At 71.2% G+C, this 21,063-nt stretch carries 21 protein-coding genes, 6 tRNA genes and 1 pseudogene; 9 read left to right on the forward strand and 19 right to left on the reverse strand.

Translation table 11 applies throughout. From position 1 onward, the window contains the following. Window positions 1–3 precede the first annotated feature (3 nt). The 7 genes from C1703_RS06365 to C1703_RS06400 all read right to left on the reverse strand — a co-directional run bounded on the left by C1703_RS06365 (window position 4) and on the right by C1703_RS06400 (window position 8,000). On the reverse strand, window positions 4–2,739 hold the full coding sequence (locus tag C1703_RS06365) for a Tat pathway signal sequence domain protein (RefSeq protein ID WP_114250968.1): 2,736 nt from the start codon (window positions 2,737–2,739) through the stop codon (window positions 4–6). A gap of 117 nt (window positions 2,740–2,856) precedes the next feature. Next, complete coding sequence (locus C1703_RS06370; protein WP_114250969.1) at window positions 2,857–3,486, reverse strand: hypothetical protein; 630 nt, start codon at window positions 3,484–3,486, stop codon at window positions 2,857–2,859. Window positions 3,487–3,493: 7 nt separating this feature from the next. After that, entirely contained in the window at window positions 3,494–4,372 is an 879-nt protein-coding gene (locus C1703_RS06375; RefSeq protein ID WP_114250970.1) for a carbohydrate ABC transporter permease, read from the reverse strand. After that, window positions 4,369–5,370 (reverse strand): sugar ABC transporter permease, encoded by a 1,002-nt coding sequence (locus tag C1703_RS06380; protein WP_198678101.1) that lies wholly within the window; start codon window positions 5,368–5,370, stop codon window positions 4,369–4,371. Before C1703_RS06380 ends, C1703_RS06375 begins: the two co-directional genes overlap by 4 nt. Further along, window positions 5,370–6,659: an extracellular solute-binding protein gene (locus tag C1703_RS06385; RefSeq protein ID WP_114250971.1), complete on the reverse strand. Its 1,290-nt coding sequence runs from the start codon at window positions 6,657–6,659 to the stop codon at window positions 5,370–5,372. Before C1703_RS06385 ends, C1703_RS06380 begins: the two co-directional genes overlap by 1 nt. A 722-nt stretch (window positions 6,660–7,381) precedes the next feature. Continuing rightward, window positions 7,382–7,453 (reverse strand) — tRNA-Val (locus tag C1703_RS06395). 88 nt (window positions 7,454–7,541) lie between these two features. Continuing rightward, on the reverse strand, window positions 7,542–8,000 hold the full coding sequence (locus C1703_RS06400) for a TIGR02611 family protein (RefSeq protein ID WP_114250973.1): 459 nt from the start codon (window positions 7,998–8,000) through the stop codon (window positions 7,542–7,544). 191 nt (window positions 8,001–8,191) lie between these two features. On the opposite strand from C1703_RS06400, the gene C1703_RS06405 reads away from it, so the two are divergent. Together C1703_RS06405 and C1703_RS06410 are read left to right on the forward strand one after the other, a co-directional pair. Continuing rightward, window positions 8,192–8,605 carry an SsgA family sporulation/cell division regulator gene (locus tag C1703_RS06405; RefSeq protein ID WP_004002642.1) on the forward strand — a complete coding sequence of 138 codons (414 nt, stop codon included), beginning with the start codon at window positions 8,192–8,194 and terminating at the stop codon, window positions 8,603–8,605. 287 nt (window positions 8,606–8,892) lie between these two features. Next, window positions 8,893–9,453 carry a CGNR zinc finger domain-containing protein gene (locus C1703_RS06410; protein WP_114250974.1) on the forward strand — a complete coding sequence of 187 codons (561 nt, stop codon included), beginning with the start codon at window positions 8,893–8,895 and terminating at the stop codon, window positions 9,451–9,453. Window positions 9,454–9,525: 72 nt separating this feature from the next. Here the strand turns inward: C1703_RS06410 and C1703_RS39200 are convergent, their stop codons facing one another. Both C1703_RS39200 and C1703_RS06415 read right to left on the reverse strand, forming a co-directional pair. Further along, window positions 9,526–9,702, reverse strand: a complete 177-nt coding sequence (locus C1703_RS39200) for a hypothetical protein (protein ID WP_198678102.1) — start codon at window positions 9,700–9,702, stop codon at window positions 9,526–9,528. Between the two features lie 153 nt (window positions 9,703–9,855). Continuing rightward, the gene (locus tag C1703_RS06415; protein ID WP_114257318.1) at window positions 9,856–10,293 is read right to left on the reverse strand and encodes a hypothetical protein; all 438 of its coding nucleotides are present in this window, start codon (window positions 10,291–10,293) and stop codon (window positions 9,856–9,858) included. Window positions 10,294–10,525: 232 nt separating this feature from the next. On the opposite strand from C1703_RS06415, the gene C1703_RS06420 reads away from it, so the two are divergent. Further along, a complete protein-coding gene (locus C1703_RS06420) occupies window positions 10,526–11,050 on the forward strand; it encodes a DsbA family protein (protein ID WP_114250975.1) in 525 nt (174 codons plus the stop codon). A 38-nt stretch (window positions 11,051–11,088) separates the two neighbouring features. Here the strand turns inward: C1703_RS06420 and C1703_RS06425 are convergent, their stop codons facing one another. The 3 genes from C1703_RS06425 to C1703_RS06435 are packed head-to-tail and all read right to left on the reverse strand — an operon-like array spanning window position 11,089 to window position 13,829. Then, complete coding sequence (locus C1703_RS06425; RefSeq protein WP_114250976.1) at window positions 11,089–11,913, reverse strand: GNAT family N-acetyltransferase; 825 nt, start codon at window positions 11,911–11,913, stop codon at window positions 11,089–11,091. A 54-nt stretch (window positions 11,914–11,967) separates the two neighbouring features. Beyond that, on the reverse strand, window positions 11,968–12,789 hold the full coding sequence (locus tag C1703_RS06430; RefSeq protein ID WP_114250977.1) for an aminodeoxychorismate lyase: 822 nt from the start codon (window positions 12,787–12,789) through the stop codon (window positions 11,968–11,970). Next, on the reverse strand, window positions 12,786–13,829 hold the full coding sequence (locus C1703_RS06435) for a chorismate-binding protein (protein ID WP_114250978.1): 1,044 nt from the start codon (window positions 13,827–13,829) through the stop codon (window positions 12,786–12,788). The genes C1703_RS06430 and C1703_RS06435 overlap by 4 nt, the downstream gene beginning before the upstream one ends. A gap of 177 nt (window positions 13,830–14,006) precedes the next feature. Here C1703_RS06435 and C1703_RS06440 point away from each other — a divergent pair. The 5 genes from C1703_RS06440 to C1703_RS06460 all read left to right on the forward strand — a co-directional run bounded on the left by C1703_RS06440 (window position 14,007) and on the right by C1703_RS06460 (window position 14,476). Then, window positions 14,007–14,079 (forward strand) — tRNA-Gly (locus C1703_RS06440). Window positions 14,080–14,116: 37 nt separating this feature from the next. Beyond that, window positions 14,117–14,190: transfer RNA gene (locus C1703_RS06445), tRNA-Cys, on the forward strand. A 1-nt stretch (window position 14,191) separates the two neighbouring features. Next, window positions 14,192–14,263, forward strand: a tRNA-Val gene (locus tag C1703_RS06450). 26 nt (window positions 14,264–14,289) lie between these two features. Continuing rightward, window positions 14,290–14,361 (forward strand) — tRNA-Val (locus C1703_RS06455). A 43-nt stretch (window positions 14,362–14,404) separates the two neighbouring features. Further along, a tRNA-Val gene (locus tag C1703_RS06460) sits at window positions 14,405–14,476 on the forward strand. A 60-nt stretch (window positions 14,477–14,536) separates the two neighbouring features. On the opposite strand, the gene C1703_RS06465 is transcribed toward C1703_RS06460, so the two are convergent. The 4 genes and pseudogenes from C1703_RS06465 to C1703_RS39580 all read right to left on the reverse strand — a co-directional run bounded on the left by C1703_RS06465 (window position 14,537) and on the right by C1703_RS39580 (window position 16,778). Further along, window positions 14,537–14,818, reverse strand: coding sequence for a zf-TFIIB domain-containing protein (locus C1703_RS06465; protein WP_114250979.1), 282 nt, complete (start codon window positions 14,816–14,818; stop codon window positions 14,537–14,539). Between the two features lie 79 nt (window positions 14,819–14,897). After that, window positions 14,898–15,840 (reverse strand): annotated as a pseudogene (locus C1703_RS06470) (aminoglycoside phosphotransferase family protein). Window positions 15,841–16,094: 254 nt separating this feature from the next. Next, window positions 16,095–16,304 carry a hypothetical protein gene (locus tag C1703_RS06475; RefSeq protein ID WP_114250980.1) on the reverse strand — a complete coding sequence of 70 codons (210 nt, stop codon included), beginning with the start codon at window positions 16,302–16,304 and terminating at the stop codon, window positions 16,095–16,097. Window positions 16,305–16,538: 234 nt separating this feature from the next. Continuing rightward, window positions 16,539–16,778 (reverse strand): hypothetical protein, encoded by a 240-nt coding sequence (locus tag C1703_RS39580; RefSeq protein ID WP_114250981.1) that lies wholly within the window; start codon window positions 16,776–16,778, stop codon window positions 16,539–16,541. Window positions 16,779–16,973: 195 nt separating this feature from the next. Here C1703_RS39580 and C1703_RS06485 point away from each other — a divergent pair, with 195 nt between their 5' ends. Further along, window positions 16,974–18,407: a serine/threonine-protein kinase gene (locus tag C1703_RS06485; RefSeq protein WP_114250982.1), complete on the forward strand. Its 1,434-nt coding sequence runs from the start codon at window positions 16,974–16,976 to the stop codon at window positions 18,405–18,407. Window positions 18,408–18,432: 25 nt separating this feature from the next. Here C1703_RS06485 and C1703_RS06490 read toward each other — a convergent pair whose 3' ends face one another. From C1703_RS06490 to cobA, 3 genes are all read right to left on the reverse strand, one after another. After that, on the reverse strand, window positions 18,433–18,825 hold the full coding sequence (locus C1703_RS06490) for an NUDIX domain-containing protein (RefSeq protein ID WP_114250983.1): 393 nt from the start codon (window positions 18,823–18,825) through the stop codon (window positions 18,433–18,435). A 10-nt stretch (window positions 18,826–18,835) separates the two neighbouring features. After that, the gene (locus C1703_RS06495) at window positions 18,836–19,654 is read right to left on the reverse strand and encodes an RNA methyltransferase (RefSeq protein ID WP_114250984.1); all 819 of its coding nucleotides are present in this window, start codon (window positions 19,652–19,654) and stop codon (window positions 18,836–18,838) included. 88 nt (window positions 19,655–19,742) lie between these two features. Continuing rightward, on the reverse strand, window positions 19,743–20,984 hold the full coding sequence (gene cobA / locus C1703_RS06500; RefSeq protein ID WP_114250985.1) for a uroporphyrinogen-III C-methyltransferase: 1,242 nt from the start codon (window positions 20,982–20,984) through the stop codon (window positions 19,743–19,745). Window positions 20,985–21,063 lie beyond the last annotated feature (79 nt).

Here is a 21,063-nt window from a genome sequence, read left to right on the forward strand (position 1 = left end):
CTGCTACGGCATTTTGTCGCCGAGCAGGGCCAGGTTCTCGATCGCGGCGAGGCCGTACAGCGAGGTGTCGTTGGTGGACACCCAGGGCGCCTCGCTGCCCGGCACCAGCGTGAGCGGGCCGCTGAGCTTCTCGGTCTTCCAGGGCGCGGACTCCTTGTAGCCGTCGGAGTTGTAGAACTTGTCCCAGGCGCGCTTGGCGAGCTTCTCGTCGCCGCTCTGGACGGCGGCGTACGCGTCGAGGCGCGAGTGGCCCTGGAAGAGGATCAGGGAGCCGAAGTTGCTGCCGTAGCGGGCCGCCTGCTCGGCCTTGGTGGCGTTGAAGTAGCGGCAGTAGTCGAGGTACGCCTCCTTGAACTTCGGCATGTCGACGAGGTCGATGAGCTCGGCGCACAGTTCGTTGAGGCCGAAGACGGCCGACAGGTGCGAGACCTCCACCTTGGGCTGGGCGGCGACGGCGAACCTGCCGGTGTCCAGGTCGTACAGGCCGCTGCCCTGCACGAATCCGTTGGGCTGGGCGGCGATGGTCTCCATCGTGGACAGGACACGCGCCTTGGCCTTCTCCCACTTGGGGCCCTTGCGCTCCCACTCGGTCAGCCACGCCGAGACCAGGCCGGACCAGTCCGTGCCGAAGCCGATCGACAGGGCGTGCCGGTCGGGCGTGTACGGCTCGGTGCGGATCTTGCGCAGCGGGTCGAGGGCGAGGAACGTCTCGTCGGAGTCGACGTTGGCGTGCATGAGGTCGCCGACGCGTTCGTCCGCCGTGAGGAAGTAGTAGTAGCGCCGGTACGTGGTGTTGGCGATGCGCTGCTGCTTGGCGCTGTCGGCCCAGTGCTGCACGCCGTGCCGGGTGCCGAGGCCCGCCCACTTGCCGAGGTGGTAGACGTCGACCTCGCCGGTGTGCCGGGTCATGGCCTCGGCGAAGCGGAAGATGTCGGCGCGGCCGGAGCGCAGGTACGCGTACCAGAGCCAGAGGTCCGGCGACAGCTCGGAGTTGTCCCAGGCGTAGCCGCCGACGTCGTAGCGCCACTGGTGCCGGACGGTGTCGTAGGTGTGCATGATGTCGCCGTAGTCCCAGAAGCCGTACCACCGGCGCATCTCCACCTGGTCCTTGTAGTAGGTGAAGAGGAAGTCGAGGTGGTCCTCGATCTTCGCCTTGGCCGGGGTGGACCGGTCGGGTTCGGCGAACAGGCCCTTGCCGAAGACGCCCGCCTCGATGAGCTGTTTCGGCGGGGCGGCGAGCTGCGGGAGCACCCGGACGGCCTCGACCTGCTCGGCGAGCGTCTCGGCGCTCGGGGTGGAGGCGTTGGCCCAGAACAGCAGCTCGGAGGTGCGGGCAATGCCGTAGGGGGTGCCGAACTCCGGCTCGTAGTCCTCGTAGGTGATGTTGAGGCCTTCGATCTGTTCCGGGTAGGTGTCCTGGCCCATGCCGTCGTGGTAGAAGCGCATGTCCATCGGCTGCGCCTCGGGCGACCAGAGCCAGAGGGTGACCTCGGCCTCGTCGGTGTGGGCGCCCCGGATGTCGAGCTGGGCGGGGAACTTCTCCCAGAAGTCGCGCAGGCCGAAGGAGAGCCCGCCGCTCACGCCGCCGACGTAGCCGAAGCCGGAGGCGCGCCGGCCGCCGCCCGCGCCGATCCAGCCGTAGCCCTTCTTGGTGCGCTTGCGCAGGGTGAAGCCGTCGGCGGAGAGCTGGGAGAGGGTGTAGTCGCCCCACTCGGGGATGTACTTGAGGCGGGTGGTGACGCGCTGGTCCCAGGTGGCCGGGTCGGGCAGCTTCCTGCCCTCGTACTGGGCCGCCTGCACGGCCGCGCCCGGGTCGCGGCGCAGTCCGGTGATGCCCTTGACGGCCTCGCGCAGCAGGCCGGTGCCGTCGCCGCCGATGCGGATGTGGCGGTCGTAGGACTCGTCGCGCATCGGCACGGTGAAGCGGACGCCGAGGCCGCGGACGAAGTCGCCGGACGCCTTCCCCGGCTTCTGGGTGCCGTCGTAGGTGATGGTGTGCACCATGCGGAAGGAGTCGGCGCCCGCGAAGAAGTAGAGGCGGATGGAGAACGGCAGCCAGCCGCGGTCGCCCTTGCGGTGCTTGCCGTCGATGCGGACGACGGCCCGGACCGGGCCCTCCTGCTCGACCTGGACCTTGGAGATGACGCCGTCGAAGCGTTCGGTCTTGACCGTGCCCTGGTCGCCGTCCTCGAACTCCGGCTGGCGGATCAGGACCAGGCGGCCGTTCTTGGCGATCTCCGTCGAGCCCCGGGTGACCGACTTGACGATCGTGGAGCCGGACTTGCCGATCCTCGCGGTGATGACGCCGGTCGAGACGGTGACGGCGCCGCCGCTCTTGTCGACGGTGACCTTCTTCGCGGGTGCGGCGGGCGTGCCGGCCGCGAGGGTGAGCTTGCCGTTGCCCGAGGCGACGGCGTGTGCGGTCCACTTGAGGGAGCCGTCGGGCCAATAGGCGATCGGCCAGGACTGCACGGGTACGGCCTTGCCGTCCGCGTCCGTGAGCGCGAAGGTCTGGTCGTCCTGGTAGGCGCCCTTGGGCCAGGGGACGCCGACGGTGGAGCCGGGGGCCGCGCCGAGGCCGCCGTCCTCCAGCCAGTCCAGGGTCACCGGGTCGGGCTCGGCGGGCGCGGCCGCGGGCGCGGCCTGGGCGTCCTGCGCGCCCAGCGCCCAGCTGAACTGGGCGGCGGCTCCGGCGACGGCGGCCGCCTTCAGGAGGGATCTGCGGGGAATGGGAGACATAGGGGTTGCTGCCTTTCCTCGTCCGTGCGGGATGCGAATCCGTACGCTGGTCAGGGGCATGACAGAGAGAGGTGCGGCGCCCGGGGGCACCGACCTGTGAAAGGGGAGGCACCGCCGTCAGCGGTGCCGGTACCGCTCCTCCACGGCGACGGCCGCCGCCGCGACGGCCCCGAGGACGGGGATCGCCAGCGGCGCGGCGAACCAGGCGGACACGACCACCACGGCCGGACCGGCCATCAGCAGGAAGGAACCGGCCGGGTCGAGCACCGTGCGGCGTCCGGCCTGTGCGAGCAGCGTCCGCCAGCGGGCGCCCGGCTCCCACACCGCCGCCGCGCGCAGCCCGGCCACGACCAGCCCGATCAGCGCGACGACCCCGACGGCGCCGACCAGCGGCCCGCCGGGGATCCCCGCCCGGGCCGCCTGCACGTCCACCCAGACGGCGGCCACCGCCGCCCACCCGGCGAGCCCGGCGATCCAGCCGCCGCGCAGGGCCGTCCGGAAGTCGGCGACGAACTCCCGCAGGCCACCGCCCTCATGGGCGGTGCTGCGCCGCAGATGCCGCGCCCCGGCGGCGAAGGCCGCCGGGTACGTCACGACACCCAGCGAGGCCACCGCGATCCACACGCCGGTCAGCAACGACTCGGCGAACACCGCGAATCGTCCCCAGGCCCCGGTCTCCGTTCGAGCAGGGGGCGCCCCCTCGGCGGGCACCGACTCGCCGCGCGCCTTCACCCGTGTCCCGGCCATGCCCGCCTCAGCCCTTCAGACCCGACGTGGCCATGCCGTCGATGAGATAGCGCTGGAACGCCAGGAAGAACGCCAGCACCGGCAGCAGCGCGACCAGCGACATGGCGATCATGCCGCCGTAGTTGGCCACGGCGTCCTGGTCCACGAACATCTTCAGCCCGAGCGAGACCGTGTACTTGTCCGGCTCGTTGAGATAGATCAGCGGTCCCATGAAGTCGTTCCACGCGTTGATGAACGTGAAGATCGCGCTGGTGATCAGGGCCGGACGGCACAGCGGCAGCACGATCGACCAGTAGATGCGCAGGTGCCCGCAGCCGTCCAGCCGGGCGGCCTCGTCGAGCTCCTTGGGCAGGTTGCGCATGAACTGCACCATCAGGAAGACGAAGAACGCCTCGGTGGCCAGGTACTTCCCCAGCAGCAGCGGGGTGTAGGTGTTGATCATCTCCATGTTGCGGAACAGCACGTACTGCGGGATGAGCAGCACGTGGTACGGCAGCAGGAGCGTGCCGATCATCAGCGTGAACAGCAGGTTCCGGCCCGCGAACCTGATCTTCGCGAAGGCGTACGCGGTCAGTGAGCAGGACACCAGGATCCCCACCACGGAACCCACCCCGAGGAACAGGGAGTTGAGGAAGAAGGTGGAGATGGGGATGTCCGCGATGCCCTCGCTGAGCCGCGTGTAGTTCGAGGTGATCGGGTCGCCCGGGAAGAGGTCCAGGCTGCCGATGATGTCCTCGCTCTTCTTGAACGAGGCGCCGATGACCCAGACCACGGGGTAGAGGATCACCGCGAGGATCAGCAGGGAGCCGATGTGCCAGGCGACGGACCCGGGGAGCTTGCGGCGGAACGCCCCGGAGGGTTTGACATCGGCGGCTGATGCGCTCATGAGGCGCCCTCCTCGTAGTGCACCCAGCGCTTCTGGGACCAGAACAGCACCGCCGTCACCAGGGCGACCGCGATCAGCAGCAGCCAGGCCATCGCGGAGGCCAGGCCCATCCGGCTGTTCTCGAAGCCCTGGACGTAGAGGTAGCAGGTGTAGACCATCGAACCGTCGGCCGGTCCGCAGGCGCTGCCTCCGGCGCCGCCGCCGACGATGTACGCCGAGCTGAAGATCTGGAAGGAGTGGATCGTCTCCAGCAGGACGTTGAAGAAGAGGACCGGCGAGATCATCGGCAGGGTGATGTTCCAGAACCGCCGCAGCTTGCCGGCGCCGTCGACCTCTGCCGCCTCGTACAGCTCCCGCGGGACCTGCTTGAGACCGGCGAGGAAGATGACCATGGGAGCACCGAACTGCCAGACGGTGAGCGCCACCAGCGCGTAGATGATCATGTCCGGGTCGCCGGTCCAGCCGCCGACGTCGATCCCGAACAGCTTCTGCGTACGGTCGACGACCGCGTCGTCCGAGAAGATCGCCTTCCACACGATCGCGACGGACACACTCGCCCCGATCAGCGACGGCGCGTAGAACGCGGCCCGGTAGAAGGCCTGCCCGCGCCGCTTCTGGGCGAGGAGCAGCGCCACTCCGAGCGCCGCGATCAGCTTCAGCGGCGTACCCACGACGACGTACCACAACGTCACCTGCACCGAGTGGCGCCAGCGGGGATCGCCGAACATCTCGGAGAAGTTGTCGAGGCCGATCCACTTGGGCGCGTCGAACAGGTTGTAGTCGGTGAACGCGAAGTAGAGCGAGGCGACCATCGGGCCCGCGGTCAGCAGCAGGAACCCGGCGATCCAGGGGGACATGAAGAGATAGCCGGCCAGGTTCTCCCGGCGCCGCCGCCGCTTGAGGGCGGCGGGGCGCACGGGCTTCACCGGACCGTGCCGCGGCTCGGAGTCCTGGGACAGGCCCTCCATCGCAGGGGCGTGTGTCACGGTGGTTCCCATCAGGTGCCGAGAGCCGTCTTCGACTCGTTGAAGAACTGCTTGACGGCGTCGTCCACCGACCTCTTGCCCAGGCCGAGTTCCTCGGCGATGCGCAGGAACGCGGACTCGCAGATGTCCGCGCCGTTCGGGTGCGGCGTGATGGGCTCCAGCACACCCGCCTCGACGAGCGACTCCTCGTACGCGGCGATCGCCTTGTTGACCTCGTCGGTCGGCTTGTACGCGTCGTACTGCGCCTGCGTCGCGGGCACGCCCCGGTCGTAGCCCATGATCTTGGCGACCTCGGGGTCGTGCACCATGAAGTCGATGAACTGGGCGACCTCCTTGGGGTGCTGGGTGCGCTTGGAGGCGCTCAGCATGAGGGAGCCGAGGTACTGCCCGGTCTTCTTGCCGTCCGTGGTGGGGATGGGAGCCAGGCCGTACTCGCTCTTGCCCTCGGAGGTGTAGCGGACGGTGAAGTTGTCCCAGGTGAACTCGCCGCCGGAGAGCTCCGCGGCGAGCGCGGACTTGGGCTTGATCTGGGCGACCTTCTTGGGGTCGGAGTAGATGCCGTCCTCGACGCCCTTCTTGGCCTTGGTCCACCAGTCCGTCAGATCCGCCTCGGTGAAGCCGAGTCCGTCCTCGGTGAAGAACGCCTTGCCGTTCTGGCGCAGGTAGAGGTCGTACAGGTACATGGTCCCGTACATGCCGCTGTCACCGGCGCGGCCCGTCTTGTCGCGGATCTTCTTCATGCCCGCTTCGAAGTCGTCCCAGGTCCAGCCCTGCTCGGGCTTGACGCCGGCCCGGGTGTAGACGGGCTTGTCGATGACCAGCGCCATCGAGTTGGAGCCGACCGGAACGCCGAGGAGCTTGCCGTCGATCTCGCCGAACTTCTCCAGGCCCGCCCGGAATCCCTCCATCCGGAGGTGGCCGGCCTTGACCTGCTCGCTGAGATCGAGCAGGACGTTCTTCGCGTCGTATTTGCGGAGGAAGCCGATGGCATTCTGGAACACGTCCGGCGGATTTCCGCCGGAGGCCTGCGTGTTGAACTTCTTCCAGAAGTCGAGATAGGGCTGGAAGTCCGTTTTCACCTTGATCTTCGGGTACTTCTTCTCGAAGAGCGCGATGGTCTTCTTGATGCGCTCGGCGCGATCCTCCGCACCCCACCACGCGTAACGGATCGTCACCGTCCCGTCCGCGGACGCCCCTCCGTCGCCGCCGCAGCCGGTCGTCGCGGCCATCCCCAGGGTGGCTGCCGTGGCCCCGGCCACCTTCAGGATCGTACGTCTCTCAACATTCCTGCCGTTCACCACGGTTGGACCTCCCCGCACGTCATCCCGCTCGCATGAATCGTTTCAAGTAAGCGCTTGCTGGCACAAGTTACGGAGGGGCTGAGGGTGCGTCAATGATTCGGACAAGAATTTCTTACCGAAGGGGGCGGGAGCGGAGCGGGGTGGGGCGACGGCTTCGGGGTCCGGACAGGGTGACGTCCCTGGTGAGGCGCGGGCGGCCGAGGGGCCGGACGAAGCGGGGCCGGTTGTGCGGGTTTCGGGCGCGACCGAAAGACGTCGGTGGGACGGCGGGCCGGAGCGCCGGGGGTGGGGGTGGGTTCTGGCCATGTGGCGGTTGGGTGGGGGTGGCTGTGGGTGGGGAGTGGCGGTGGGTGGGGGGTGAGGGGCTGGGCTTGGCGGCGCACGAGCGGGTCGATGTCGGCATGCCGCTACAGACCGGACAGGCTGCCGGGCTCGCGCCACACACGGACCGCTACCAGGCCAGGCGCCGCCCTCCTCCACCCGCACCCGCACCCGCACCCGCACCCGCACCCGCACCCGCACCCGCACCCGCACCCGCACCCGCACCCGCACGATGGTGCCGTCGCCATCGCCGGCGCCGAAGCCAATGCCAATTCCAATGCCAATGCCAACCGGAGCCGACCGCCGCCCACCCTGCCGCTACTGCCGCTGCTGCCGCTGCCGCCGCCGCTCACAACGACGGCGGCCCACCTGCGTAATCGCAGGTGGGCCGCCGATCCGGGTGGGCGATACTGGGTTCGAACCAGTGACCTCTTCGGTGTGAACGAAGCGCTCTCCCACTGAGCTAATCGCCCGGACGCAGGAAGAACATTACCCCATGTCAGGGGGTGCCTGTGACCAGCACCGGCCGACGCCGGGCCGGTCGCGGCACCCCCGCGCCGCTCACTGGTTCTTGATCTTCCAGGGCATGACGATGCCGAACTTCCACAGGTAGATACCGACCAGTACGGCCACGATCACCATCCCGATGCTCGTCAGGATGATGTTGCGGCGCCGCACCTTGGGATCGAGGGCCCGCTGCGCCGCCTCCGTGACCTTCCGCTTGGTCCAGCGGAGCACCAGCTGCGCCCACACGAACTCCGTCGCCCAGATCGCCATGCCGCCGAAGATCACGACCCAGCCCGGCCCGGGCAGGGGCAGCATGATGATGCCCGCCACGACGACCGCGAGCCCGATGATGAAGACGCCGACCTGCCAGCTCAGGTGCAGCACACGGCGCGCTTTGATGAATTCCGGCGCCCGGGAACCGAGCCCCCGGTGCTGCTCGCCGTGCACCTCTTCCGTCCCCGTCTCGTCCGATGCCACGGCCACCTCGCCCGGCTCGTCACTCCCCGTATTCATACGGCCAAACACTACCCGAGCGAAACCAGTCACCGGAATGGACGCACGCCCCGAACGATCTCTCGGCCGGAAGAGTTACGTAAAGGCACGCAAAACACTCAGAGGGGTTTACAACGGCACCGTAGGTGGCATGTCGATTTCGCCGACGTGCGAATCCCCGAGCGCACACTGAGCGAAAGGCCCTGGCGCTTATGAACACCACGGTCAGCTGCGAGCTGCACCTGCGCCTCGTTGTGTCGAGCGAGTCCTCCCTGCCTGTCCCCGCAGGCCTGCGGTACGACACGGCCGACCCCTACGCCGTGCACGCCACCTTCCACACCGGAGCCGAGGAGACCGTCGAGTGGGTGTTCGCCCGCGACCTCCTCGCCGAGGGACTTCACCGCCCTACGGGCACCGGCGACGTCCGCGTCTGGCCGTCGCGCAGTCACGGTCAGGGCGTCGTGTGCATCGCCCTGAGCTCACCGGAGGGCGAGGCCCTGCTCGAGGCCCCGGCACGGGCCCTGGAGTCCTTCCTGAAGCGGACCGACGCCGCCGTGCCGCCCGGCACGGAGCACCGGCATTTCGATCTCGATCAGGAGCTCTCGCACATCCTGGCGGAAAGCTAGGGCGAGGCCCCCACAAAGCCGCCCGGCGCCGTCGACTCGGGGAGACGGCTCGGGCCAGGACAACCGCATACGGGATACACCGGCGCCGGCACCGCGGCTCACGCGGGTCGGCGCCGGTTCGCGTGTGCCGCGTAGCCGTCTGCGGGCGGGGTGGGAACCACGGTGGACCCGGCGGCGTTGTATTCGAAGCCATGTGCGGGCATGAGGGGCTTCCGGCGGTTGTGGAGCCGTTACCATCGGCCAGCATCCGCGGGCGCCCGCCCGACCCCCAGGCCAGGGAGCGAATCGTGCTGATCACCCACGACACCCGGTGCGCCCTCGACACCGTGGTGGATCTGGTGAACACCGCGCCGGAGGACGACACGGCGGCGGACGGGCTGCCGGACGTGGCGACCCTCGCGGACTTCGTACGGAACCACGAGATCAGCGATGTCGGGGTGCTCTCGGAATTCGACCTCTCCGCGGTCCGGAAGATCCGCGGCCGGTTCGCCGCCGTCTTCTCGGCCCCCGACGCCCGGACCGCCGCAGGCCTGATCAACGAGCTGGTCGCGGCCGCCGGCACCACGCCCCGGCTCACGGACCACGACGGCTACGACTGGCATGTCCACTACTTCGCACCCGGTGCCTCCGTGGCCGACCACCTGGCCGCCGACTGCGGGATGGCGCTGGCCTTCTTCGTGGTCGCCGGAGAGCAGGAGCGACTGCGGCGCTGCGAGGCGCCCGACTGCCGCCGCGCCTTCGTCGATCTGTCCCGCAACCGCTCGCGCCGCTACTGCGACAGCCGCACCTGCGGGAACCGCCTGCACGTGGCCGCGTACCGGGCGCGCCGGAAGGAAGCCGCGGGCTGAGGAGAGCCGCCGGAGCGGGTCTTCGATGCCGACGCGGTCCCGGCGGGTGGCGCCGGGTACCGCGGGTACGGCTCACAGCAACAGCAGATCGTGCAACGAGGCCATGAGCAGCAGACACCCGATCACCGCCAGGAAGATCATCAGCGGTGGCTGGGAAAGGGCGAAGAGGCAACCACGTGGCTCGTCCCGCGGGGGGCGTGGCTTGTCCTGCGGCGGGGCGGGGTCGCTCTGTTTCGTCGTGTCCAGCATCTCGCGGCGATGATGGCGCAGTCGCCGTGCCGGGCGCGATCAGCGCCCTCGTTCCGTGCGGGAGTGCGCCGATTCCGTGAGGTCCGGGTCAGGTTGTGATCACTTCCGCGCGCCCGCGGACCCACTGTGACGATTCGGGCCGGCGCGCGGACGTCATATGCCGTGCTTCTTGAGGATGGCCTCGATGTCGCTGAAGTCTTCCTCTCCCCGGGGCGCCGCCGCGGGCCGGGCCGCCGGGCGGGAGCCCTGGCCCAGGGAGGGCGCCGAGGCCCCGGGGGCCACCGCCTCGGGCCGATCCGCGGCGCGGGCCGCCCTGCGCTCCTTGCGGGTGCCGCCGCGGCGGCGCTCCACGACACGCGTGGTCGCGAACAGCGCCCAGGCGACGCCGAGCACGCCGAAGCCGGCCCAGGCCACAGGGCTGAAGGCGGTGTCGGCCAGCCACTCGACGACACCGGTCATCACCAGGCCGATCGGCACGAGTGAGTACGCCGCGATCCGGGTCGCCGCGAGGAAACGCTTGCGGTACGCCGTGATGGCCGCGATGCCCAGGCCTGCCGCGGACACGGCTGAGCAGACGGTCTCGGCAATCATCCGGTCCTCCAGGCGTGCGCGGTCGAGCAGGGGCACTTCGTCCCTTCCATCCTGCACCCGCCGTACCCCGCCGGGCCATGCTCCGGCCCGACATCAGGGACATCTCCGGGTCCTCTCGTCCACAGGTGCCGGTGCGGGCTCCACCCCTTGGGGGGTGTCCGCACGACGTGCGGCAGTCGACCGTGAGGACTCCGATTGGGGTTCGGGCCCGAGCTGCTGGGAGACTGTCGGCATGAGCGACTCCTCCCCCGACCGTCCCTCCGTTGCCGTCCTCGAGGTCTGGTGCGAGCTGCAGTGCCCGGACTGCCGCACCGCTCTGGACGATCTCCGTGCGCTGCGCGCCCGCTACGGCGACCGTCTGGAGCTGCGGCTGCGGCACTTCCCGCTGGAGAAGCACCAGCACGCCTTCGCCGCCGCGCAGGCCGCCGAGGAGGCGTGGGAGCAGGGACAGGGATGGCCGTACGTCGAGGCCGTGCTGGGGCGGGTCGAGGAGCTGGGCCGTAAGGGGGAACCCTTCCTGGTCGAGGTGGCCCGCGAACTGGGCCTGGACGCCGAGGAGTTCGACACCGCGCTGATCGACGGCCGGCACATCCTGATCGTGGACGCCGACCAGGCCGAGGGCAAGGCGATCGGCGTGACCGGCACCCCGACGTACGTCATCGGCGGTGAGCGGCTCGACGGGGGCAAGAGCCAGGAGGGCCTGCGCGAGCGGATCGAGGAGATCGCGGACCGGCTGCTGGCCGGACAGGAGAGCTGACCGCCGCCGCCCGGCCCCCTCTCCCCCGGCCCGGGCCGTTACAGCAGCGGCTTGTACACGGCGTACTGCTTGTTCTCGTAGCCGAGTGACGCGTAGAGCCGTTCGGCCGGGGTGTTGCCGGCGAAGACGTTGAGGCCGATGGTCCGGCGGCCCTCGGCGATCGCCTGGGCCTCGGCCAGCAGCATCAGGGTGCGGCCGTGCCCCCTCCCCCGGTGGGCGGCGTCGACCTCGACGTCGAAGACGAAGGCGGAGTTCTCGCGCGTCGCGAGCCACAGCGTGCCCACCGGCGTCCCCAGATGTTCGACGACGCTGATGAGCGCGCCGGGGGTGGCGAGGCCTTCGGGCAGCAGGGTGGCGTGGTCCCGCTCGGACTTGGCCCGGGCCTCGGCCTCCGGAACACCCCGCTCGATCCAGCTCCGCGCGTAGTCCTCCTTGTTCTTCTCCAGCCAGGGGCCGAACTCCGCCTCGGTCATGGGCCGGGCGCGGCAGCCCTCCGGAAGGTCCGGCGGGGTGTCGCCGAGCGGCTTCTCCATGAGGCGGTTGCGCACGACGTAACCGAGCGCGGTGGCGAGCCGGAACGCCGTCTCGGCCTCGGCGGGCACCTGCGCCTCGATGCGGCGGCACCCCCACCCGCGGACCACCTCCTCCGCGGCGAGCGCGGCCACCGTGCCCCGGCCGCGTCCGCGGTCCGGCTCCTCGATGCGCAGTTTCATGATCCGGGCCACCGCGTCGCCGAACACGGGATGGGTGCCGAGGTGTATCGCCCCGACGGGACGGCTGTTCACGCACACCTGGAAGCGGCGCGAGCGCGTCCCGTCGGCGTTCTGCTGAAGCGGCTCGGTCGGCCGCAGGGTCGTGGTCATCACGGGTGTTCTACCCGCAACCAGGCCTCTGTTCAGCCGAATAAGCGGGGGCCGTCAGGGATCCAGGTCGTCCCCGGACCGCTCCTCGAAGATCCGCATGGCCTTCGCCGTCACCGGGCCCGGCGCGCCGGGCAGCTCACGGTCGTCGACGCGGTGCACGGCCTGTACGTCCCGCAGCGTGGAGGTCAGGAAGATCTCGTCGGCCCGTTCCAGCACGTCCAGCGGCAGGTCGGTCTCCTCGGCTCCGGTCCATTCGATCGCGAGCGCGCGCGTGATGCCCGCGAGGCAGCCCGAGGCGAGCGGCGGTGTGTGGAGTTCGCCGTCGAGGACGACGAAGACGTTCGAGCCGGTGCCCTCGCAGAGCTGCCCCACCGTGTTGCCGAACAGGGCCTCGGAGGCGCCCTGTTCACGGGCGCGGGCCAGGGCGACGACGTTCTCGGCGTACGAGGTGGTCTTCAGGCCGGTGAGGGCGCCGCGCTCGTTGCGGGTCCAGGGGACCGTGATCACGGCGGTGGAGTCGGGGCGGCGGGTCGTCTCGCCGAGGGCGACGACGAGGGTCGGGCCGTGCTCGCCGCGGTCGGAGCCGAGCGGGCCGTGGCCGCCGGTGTAGGTGATGCGGAGGCGGCCGAGCGGCACCGGGTTGGCCTCCAGGACGGCGGCACAGGCGCGGCGCACCTCGTCGTGGTCCGGGTCGGGCAGCCCGAGGCCGCGCGCGGACCGGGTCAGCCGGTCGAGGTGGCGCGTGAGCGCGAACGCCCGGCCGTCGACGGCCTTCACCGTCTCGAAGATGCCGTCGCCCACGGTCAGCCCGTGGTCGAAGACGGAGACGCGGGCGGACTCGATGTCCTGCAGCCCGCCGTCGAGCCAGATCTTCACGTCAGGTCCTCTCCACTCACCTCGTACGTTCCCGACGCTATCGCGAGCAGCCGGGCCGCCTTCAGCTCGGTCTCCCGCCACTCCCCCTCGGGATCGGAGCCCCAGGTGATGCCGGCGCCGGTGCCGAAGCGCAGCATGCCCGCGGCCCGGTCGATCCAGAAGGTACGGATGCCGACGGCGAGCTCTCCGGTCCGCCGGTCGGCGTCGACCCAGCCGATCCCCCCGCAGTACGGCCCCCGGGGCGCCGTCTCCAGGGCGTCGATGATCCGCAGCGCACTGGACTTGGGCGCGCCGGTGACCGAGCCGGGCGGGAAGGCCGCGCCGAGCAGCTCGGCCCAGCCGGCCCCCTCCCGCAGCTCACCGCGGACCGTCGACACGAGGTGGACCAGCCCCGGGTGCTTCTCGACGGCGCACAGGTCGGGCACGGTCACGCTGCCCGTGGCGCAGACCCGCCCGATGTCGTTGCGGACGAGGTCCACGATCATCACGTTCTCGGCGTAGTCCTTCTCCAGCAGGTCCGCCTCGGTGCGGCCGGTGCCCTTGATCGGCCCGGACTCGACGGTCCGCCCGTCGCGCCGCAGGAACAGCTCGGGCGACGCGGTCGCGATCTCCACGCCGTGACCGGGCAGGCGGATCGTTCCTGCGTACGGTGCCGGGTTGCCGCGGGCCAGCAGCGCGGTCAGGGCGTCGACGTCGGCGCCCGGTGCCACGGGCGCGGACAGCACCCGGCACAGGTTCGCCTGGTAGACCTCGCCGGCCGCGATGTGCTCGCGGATCCGCCGCACCGCCGCCGTGTACGCGGCGCGGTCGAGCGACGACGTCCAGTCGTCCGCCGCCGGTCCGCGCCAGGCCCCGGGCATCGGAGCGGGCACGCCCGCCTGCCGCACGTCCTGGAAGCGGGCGCAGGTCAGACGGCCCTCGAAGTCGGCGCAGACGGCCCAGAAACCGCTGGATTCCAGGGCTTCGGGATCATCGGTGACGTCGAGGAGCCCGGTGGCGACGCGGTCGCCGAAGCGGGCCAGAGGAGGGAGGTCGAGCACGCATCGAGTCTATGGCGGGTGACCTGCGGGTGGCCGGGGGATGTCCCGTCAGGAGGCGCCGCGACGTCCCTGAGCAGGTGAAGCGCAGCACGCTGCACAAACGCGTTTTTGTACTGGCCCCGGAATCCGCTAGAGTTCAACACGTCGCCGGGCCGCGAGAGCGGGCCGAAACGACAAGCGGACGTAGCTCAGTTGGTAGAGCGCAACCTTGCCAAGGTTGAGGTCGCGAGTTCGAGCCTCGTCGTCCGCTCGAAGGAAGAGGGGGCTTCCCGGTCCCCTAAACTCCTGGTGGAGTGGCCGAGAGGCGAGGCAACGGCCTGCAAAGCCGTCTACACGGGTTCAAATCCCGTCTCCACCTCCAAGGACGATTAGCTCAGCGGGAGAGCGCTTCCCTGACACGGAAGAGGTCACTGGTTCAATCCCAGTATCGTCCACTGGATCTCCTCGAAGATCCCGACCCGCGCGATTAGCTCAGCGGGAGAGCGCTTCCCTGACACGGAAGAGGTCACTGGTTCAATCCCAGTATCGCGCACGCAGTGCCCATGATCCGCTTCACTGAGTGGTCATGACCCCGAGGACGATTAGCTCAGCGGGAGAGCGCTTCCCTGACACGGAAGAGGTCACTGGTTCAATCCCAGTATCGTCCACATCACACCGGAGCCCCCGGCCGTATGAATCGGCCGGGGGCTCTGTCGTGTCCGGTCGGGTCAGGACGAGAACAGCATGTGCCCGAAGCTCTTGTGGCGGTGGTGACCGTGGTGGCCGTGGTGACCGTGCCCGCCGTGCGGGGCGCCCCAGGCGGGGGCCGGAGGGGCTGGATAGGCCGGCGGGGGCGGAGGGGCGAGCTGGGACCACTGGGCCTCCAGGCGGGTCAGCGACTCCAGCTCGCCGTAGTCGAGAAAGATCCCGCGGCAGCCGCTGCACTGCTCGATCTGGACACCGTTGCGGTTGTAGGTGTGCATCGGCGCACGGCACTTCGGACACTGCATGGTCGTTCAACTCCTCGCCGGTCGGTCCTGCTTCGTATCTCCCCAGGACAGACTCTGTCCCGCTGTGGTCGGTTGCACCCTACTTCGCGTGCTCCTGTGCCAACTGCGGCGGGACGGTCGCCATTCGGTCACAGGCGTCCACGACCGTCTGCTCCACCTCGTCCAGGGGCCGGCCCGCCGCGACCGCCTTGGCGACGGCCCGGGCCGCGGTCTGCACGGTGAGGGCGCGGGCCGGGGTGTCGAGCGCGGGCCAGGGGTCGCCGTCGGCGGGGACGGCCGGGCCGCCTGCCTCCCGGTAGGCGGTGAGGAAGCGGGACCATTCGTCCGCCGGGAGCAGGCCGCAGGCGTACCAGGCCGCGGGGCGGGCGAGGTCCCAGGCCGGGACGCCGACGCCGAGGTCGTCCACGTCGATCAGCAGCCAGGGGCCGGCGGGGGCGGGGTGACGTACGAGCTGGCCGAGGTGGAGGTCGCCGTGGCACAGGGTGGCCGTGTCCGGCATGGGCGCCTCGGCCCGGGCCCAGGGCGGCAGGGTGTGCCAGGCACGCAGGACCGGGGCGGCGGCGGGGATGCGGGCCGGCCTCGCGGAGCCGGGCGACGGCACGGGCCGCCTTGACGGGGCCGCGCATGCGGGGCAGGCCGTCGGGGGCGGGGGTGCGGTGGAGGTGGGCGAGAAGGGTGGCGGCGGCTTCCCAGGGGGCGGCGTCGGGATCGTCCGGGTCCACCGGCGTGCCGTACGGCCAGAACGTCACGAGGCGGCCGTGCAGGTCGACGGGGGCCGGGTCCAGCGGGGGCAGCAGGATCCCGGGGTGACGGGTGGCGACGGTGAGGCGGCCGGTCAGCTCGGTGGGGTCGCTGTCCGGGGGGTGGGCCTTCGCGACGGTGTCCGCGTGCCGTACGACGATGCCGTCGGGGCGGTCCGCGAGGGTGGCCGCGCCGCAGGGGCAGGCCGGTGAGCGGGCATGAGCGGTGGCCCGCGCCTTGGCGGTGAGCTCGGGAATGAGCAGGTCGGGGGTGGGCTTCACTGGGCTCCCTGGTGTGCGGCCTGGGGCGAGGGTATGCGGGAGCCCGCTGTGCCGTGCGAGACGGTCCGCTCGAAGTGCCCGGTGGTGATGCCGAGGCCGAGACGTGTCCCCGCTCGACCGCCGGGGGCAAGAGAATGCCGGCGCAGCTCCCCAGCTGCGCCGGCATCTGTGCCGTCCGCCGCACCCCCGTCCCCACGGGGTTTCATGGGTGGATGTCCCCGCCCGGACCGCTCTTCCGGGCCTGGGGTCGCCGCTCAGCGCCCCAGCATCTCGCCCACGGACGACGCCTGTGTGGCCACTGTCTCCCACCCGTCGAAGACGAGGAGGAGCAGGACCGCCAGGGGAAGGGCCATCAGCGTCGCCACCACGGGGTGGCGACGGCCCTGACGGCGGCGGCGGAACGCGGCGGCGTACACCTTGCGTCCCTCCTCGCGGAGCAGCGTCCGCGGTGCCGTGTGGGCCATGGTCCCTCTCCTGACCGTGCTCAGTTGTCGTTGGCAGCGGCGGGTGTCTGACCTCGGGGGACGAGTGCTGCACCCGCCGCTTGACCTCAAATCTAGGCGCGCGGCCCTTCCCGGGCGTCATGCCCTCGTACCGATTGCCGGGCCTCCCCGAGGATGAGCCGCCACCTGCGATGTACTCCCCTGGGTGGAGACGCGGCCCCAGGTCTCAGGGTCTTCCCCGACGGGACGCCCGGATCATCCCGCTTTGTCAGAGCTTTCCTCTCGCGGAACCGGCTGTTCCACCAACGCCAGGACCCGGTTCGCCATGAACCGCGCCGTACGTACGACTGTGCCGCTACGCGTGACTTCGCTCACTTCCACGACACCCCGGCGTACCGCCGTCTCCACCCTGCGGCCCGCCCTGCTCGCCACCACCTCATATGTGCGCGTCGTGTCGCCGGCGTCGACGACTATCTCCACACGGTCACCCTTCACAGGACCAATCCCCCTTCTGCGACGGGTGGTTGGGATCACCAACGGCGCGAAGTCCGCCTCTGCGCGCCCTCCCTGACCACCTTTCAAGTCTCCCACCCACCACTGACAATCCATCGAATAGAGAGGGCGCGGCCTCTGCGCGCGGGCGGCCGTGGAAACGTAAGCTGTGGCTCGTCACAGGACCGGGCAGCGGGGATGAACATGGCGATGATGCGCCTGAGGCGCGAGGACCCGCGCGTCGTCGGCTCGTTCAGGCTTCACAGACGGCTCGGCGCGGGCGGAATGGGCGTGGTCTACCTCGGCTCCGACAAGAAGGGGCAGCGGGTCGCGCTCAAGGTCATCCGGCCGGATCTGGCGGAGGACCAGGAGTTCCGCTCGCGCTTCGCCCGTGAGGTCTCGGCGGCACGACGGATCCGCGGTGGATGCACGGCACGGCTCGTGGCGGCCGACCTCGACGCGGACCGGCCCTGGTTCGCGACGCAGTACGTCCCCGGCCCCTCCCTGCACGACAAGGTCGCCGCCGAGGGACCGCTCGGCGCGGCCGACGTCGCCGCCGTCGGTGCCGCGCTGTCGGAGGGCCTGGTCGCCGTGCACGAGGCCGGGGTGGTGCACCGGGACCTGAAGCCGTCCAACATCCTGCTGTCCCCGAAGGGGCCGCGGATCATCGACTTCGGCATCGCCTGGGCGACCGGCGCCTCGACGCTGACCCATGTCGGCACGGCGGTCGGCTCGCCCGGCTTCCTCGCACCGGAGCAGGTGCGCGGGGCGGCCGTCACCCCGGCCACGGACGTGTTCTCGCTGGGCGCCACACTCGCCTACGCCTCGATGGGCGACTCGCCCTTCGGGCACGGCAGTTCCGAGGTGATGCTGTACCGCGTCGTGCACGAGGAACCGCAGCTGCACGGCGTACCCGACGCGCTGGCTCCGCTGGTGCGGGCCTGCCTGGCGAAGGACCCCGAGGAGCGGCCCAGCACGCTCCAACTCTCCATGCGGCTCAAGGAGATCGCGGCCCGCGAGTCCCAGGACCTCGCCGGCGTGCGCCCGCCCGCGCCGCGCGGCGGCGAGACCGACCGGCTCGCCGACACCTACCCCGAGCGCACCCGGCGCACGCAGGGGCAGCAGGGCGGGGCGGCTTCCGGAGCGCAGCGGGGCCGCGGGACTCCTCCGCCCCGGGGGTCCTCGCCGGCGGAGGACGGCGTGCAGCCCCGGCGCAGGTCCGGCGCGCAGGGCCCGGGCAACCCCGCGGGCCGCGCGACCCGCGGCGCGGCTCCGGCGGGTGGCCGCAGCACCCCGCGCGGCGGCGCCCCGTCACGCTCCGGGAGCTCCGGGTCCCGGCCCACGCCCACCGGGCGCAACGGGACGCGGCCGGGCAGCGGCAGCCGTCCCGCCCCGCACAGCGGTACGGGGCGCTCGCCGTCCAGGAACACGGGGACCGGGCTGCGGCCCGCCAATCCGCGGCTGCTGCGGCAGCGGCTGTTCGTGTTCGTCGTGGTCACGCTGCTGGTGGCGGTCGGCATCGCGCTGGTGCAGGGCTGCCAGGGTCCGGCGCGCGGGCTCGGCGGTGACGGAGCCGGCGTGCGGCAGGAACACGTGCAGCAGGACCAGGCGCCGCGGGACTACCGGCCGTAGGGCGGCGCCCCGCGGGCGACGGGGGTCACAGTCCCGGCAGGATCCGCTCGAAGAACGCGCGGTCGCCCTCGAAGACCGGGTCCAGGGCGAGGAACTCCTCCGGCGTGACCCAGCGGGCCTCGGCGACCTCGGCGGGGTCGGGGACCACCTCGCCCATGTCCGCGCGGGCGGTCCACCAGTGGAGGCGGAAGCGCCGGTCGTCGGTCTCCGACTCCCACACCTTGGCCAGCGGCACGACGGTGAGGCCGACCTCCTCGCGCACCTCGCGGACGACGGCCCGCTCCTGCGTCTCCCCCGGTTCCACCTTGCCGCTGAGCGGCTGCCAGTAGCCGGGGCGTGCGACGGCCGGGCCGCGCCGGATCGCGAGGACGCGCTCCCCGCGCAGCAGGACGACGACGATCGCCTCGCGCTGCTCCACGGACCGGACCCTAGGTCCGGGGGCAGCCGGTGGCCACGGCGTAGAAGGCCACGGCGGCCGCCGCGCCCACGTTGAGGGAGTCGACGCCGTGGGACATGGGGATGCGGACCCATTCGTCGGCGGCGACCAGGGCCTGGGTGGACAGGCCGTCGCCCTCGGCGCCGAGCATGAGGGCCACCCGGTCCATGGTGTGCGGGGCGGCCTCGTCGAGGGACCGGGCCTTCTCGTCGGGGGTGAGGGCGAGGAGCGTGAAGCCCGCCTCGCGGACCGACTCCAGGCCCTTGGGCCAGGTGTCCAGGCGGGCGTACGGCACGGAGAAGACCGCGCCCATCGAGACCTTCACGCTGCGGCGGTAGAGGGGGTCGGCGCAGTCCGGGGAGAGCAGGACCGCGTCCATGCCGAGGGCGGCGGCCGAGCGGAAGATCGCGCCGATGTTGGTGTGGTCGTTGACCGACTCCATGATGACGACGCGGCGGGCGCCCCGGAGGAGGTCGGCGGCCGTGGGCAGGGGCTTGCGCTGCATGGAGGCGAGCGCCCCGCGGTGCACGTGGTAGCCGGTGACCTGCTCGGCGAGCTCCGGGCTGACCGCGTAGACCGGGGCGGGGAGTTCGTCGATGACGTCGCGCATGACGTCGACCCACTTGGCCGAGAGCAGCATGGACCGCATCTCGTAGCCCGCTTCCTTGGCCCTCCTGATGACCTTCTCGCCCTCGGCGATGAACAGGCCCTCGGCGGGTTCACGCTTGCGGCGCAGCTCCACGTCGGTCAGGCCGGTGTAGTCGCGCAGACGCGGGTCGTCGGGATCCTCGACGGTGATGAGATCGGCCACAGGGTGATACTGCCTTGTCCTGGGTGCGGTGCCAACGGCTCGGAACGGTTGTGTTACCCGGGGTTACTCGCGGGACGCGTCAGCGGGGTCACTCGCCGGGCGCGGTGGCCGTGGGGCCGACCTTCACGACCTCGCCGATGACGATGACGGCCGGGGGCTTCACGTCCTCGGTCCGCACGGTCTCGGCGACCGTCGCCAGGGTCGCGTCGACGCGGCGCTGGCCGGCCGTCGTGCCTTCCTGGACCAGGGCGACGGGCGTGTCCGGGGACTTGCCGTGCGCGATGAGCGTCTCGGCGACCTTCCCGATCGTGGCGACCCCCATGAGGATCACCAGCGTGCCGGTGAGCTTCGCAAGGGACGGCCAGTCGACCAGGGAGCGCTCGTCATCGGGGGCGATATGGCCGCTGACCACCGTGAACTCGTGGGCGACGCCCCGGTGGGTGACCGGGATGCCGGCGGCGCCCGGGACCGAGATGGAGCTGGAGATGCCGGGCACGACCGTGCACGGGATGCCGGCCTCGGACAGCGCCTGGACCTCCTCCATGCCGCGCCCGTAGACGAAGGGGTCACCGCCCTTGAGCCGGACGACCGACTTGCCCTGCTTCGCGTACTCGATCAGGGCTTCGTTGATGGCCTCCTGGGCCATGAACCGGCCGTACGGCAGCTTCGCCGCGTCGATCACCTCGACGCTCGACGGGAGTTCGGCGAGGAGGTCGCGCGGGCCGAGGTGGTCGGTGATGACCACGTCGGCCTCGGCGAGCAGGCGGCGGCCGCGCACGGTGATCAGGTCCGGGTCGCCGGGGCCGCCGCCGACCAGGGCGACGCCGGGGGTGCGCGTGCGGTGGTGCGGGGCGACGAGCGTGCCGTCGCGCAGGCCCTCGACGACCGCGTCGCGGACGGCGGCGGTGTGGCGGGGGTCGCGGCCGCGCGCGTCCGTGGTGAGGACGGCGATCGTGACGCCCTCGCTGTGGCCGGTGGCCGGGGTCCAGGCCGTCGCCTGGTCGGCGTCGTCGGAGCGGACGCACCAGACGCGGTGGCGCTCCGCCTCGGCCGAGGCCCGGGTGTTCGCCTCCGTGTCGCCGGTGGCGATCAGGGCGTACCAGGCGTCCGCGAGGTCGCCTTCGGCGTACGGGCGCTTCTCCCAGGTGATCTCGCCGGCGTCCGCCATCGCCTCGACGGAGGGGGTGGCCTCGGGGGACACGAGACGGATGTCCGCGCCGGCCGCGATGAGCGCGGGGAGGCGGCGCTGGGCGACCTGGCCGCCGCCGAGGACGACCACGCGGCGGCCGGTGAGGCGGAGGCCTACGGGGTAGGCGGGGTGTTCGGCCATGGGGGTGCGGCTCCTGATGACGGCGGTGCGGTGGCCCTGACGTGCGGATTTTAATGGGCGGGCGGCAGGGTGGGCCGGG

The sequence above is a fragment of the Streptomyces sp. Go-475 genome (assembly GCF_003330845.1).
GTDB lineage: Bacteria > Actinomycetota > Actinomycetes > Streptomycetales > Streptomycetaceae > Streptomyces.

Coding starts and splice junctions, on each gene's coding strand:
- C1703_RS06365 (WP_114250968.1), bottom strand. CDS start 2,739: ATGTCTCCCATTCCCCGCAGATCCCTCCTGAAGGCGGCCGCCGTCGCC.
- C1703_RS06370 (WP_114250969.1), bottom strand. CDS start 3,486: ATGGCCGGGACACGGGTGAAGGCGCGCGGCGAGTCGGTGCCCGCCGAG.
- C1703_RS06375 (WP_114250970.1), bottom strand. CDS start 4,372: ATGAGCGCATCAGCCGCCGATGTCAAACCCTCCGGGGCGTTCCGCCGC.
- C1703_RS06380 (WP_198678101.1), bottom strand. CDS start 5,370: ATGGGAACCACCGTGACACACGCCCCTGCGATGGAGGGCCTGTCCCAG.
- C1703_RS06400 (WP_114250973.1), bottom strand. CDS start 8,000: ATGAATACGGGGAGTGACGAGCCGGGCGAGGTGGCCGTGGCATCGGAC.
- C1703_RS06405 (WP_004002642.1), top strand. CDS start 8,192: ATGAACACCACGGTCAGCTGCGAGCTGCACCTGCGCCTCGTTGTGTCG.
- C1703_RS39200 (WP_198678102.1), bottom strand. CDS start 9,702: ATGCTGGACACGACGAAACAGAGCGACCCCGCCCCGCCGCAGGACAAG.
- C1703_RS06415 (WP_114257318.1), bottom strand. CDS start 10,293: ATGATTGCCGAGACCGTCTGCTCAGCCGTGTCCGCGGCAGGCCTGGGC.
- C1703_RS06420 (WP_114250975.1), top strand. CDS start 10,526: ATGAGCGACTCCTCCCCCGACCGTCCCTCCGTTGCCGTCCTCGAGGTC.
- C1703_RS06425 (WP_114250976.1), bottom strand. CDS start 11,913: ATGACCACGACCCTGCGGCCGACCGAGCCGCTTCAGCAGAACGCCGAC.
- C1703_RS06465 (WP_114250979.1), bottom strand. CDS start 14,818: ATGCAGTGTCCGAAGTGCCGTGCGCCGATGCACACCTACAACCGCAAC.
- C1703_RS06475 (WP_114250980.1), bottom strand. CDS start 16,304: ATGGCCCACACGGCACCGCGGACGCTGCTCCGCGAGGAGGGACGCAAG.
- C1703_RS06485 (WP_114250982.1), top strand. CDS start 16,974: ATGAACATGGCGATGATGCGCCTGAGGCGCGAGGACCCGCGCGTCGTC.
- cobA (WP_114250985.1), bottom strand. CDS start 20,984: ATGGCCGAACACCCCGCCTACCCCGTAGGCCTCCGCCTCACCGGCCGC.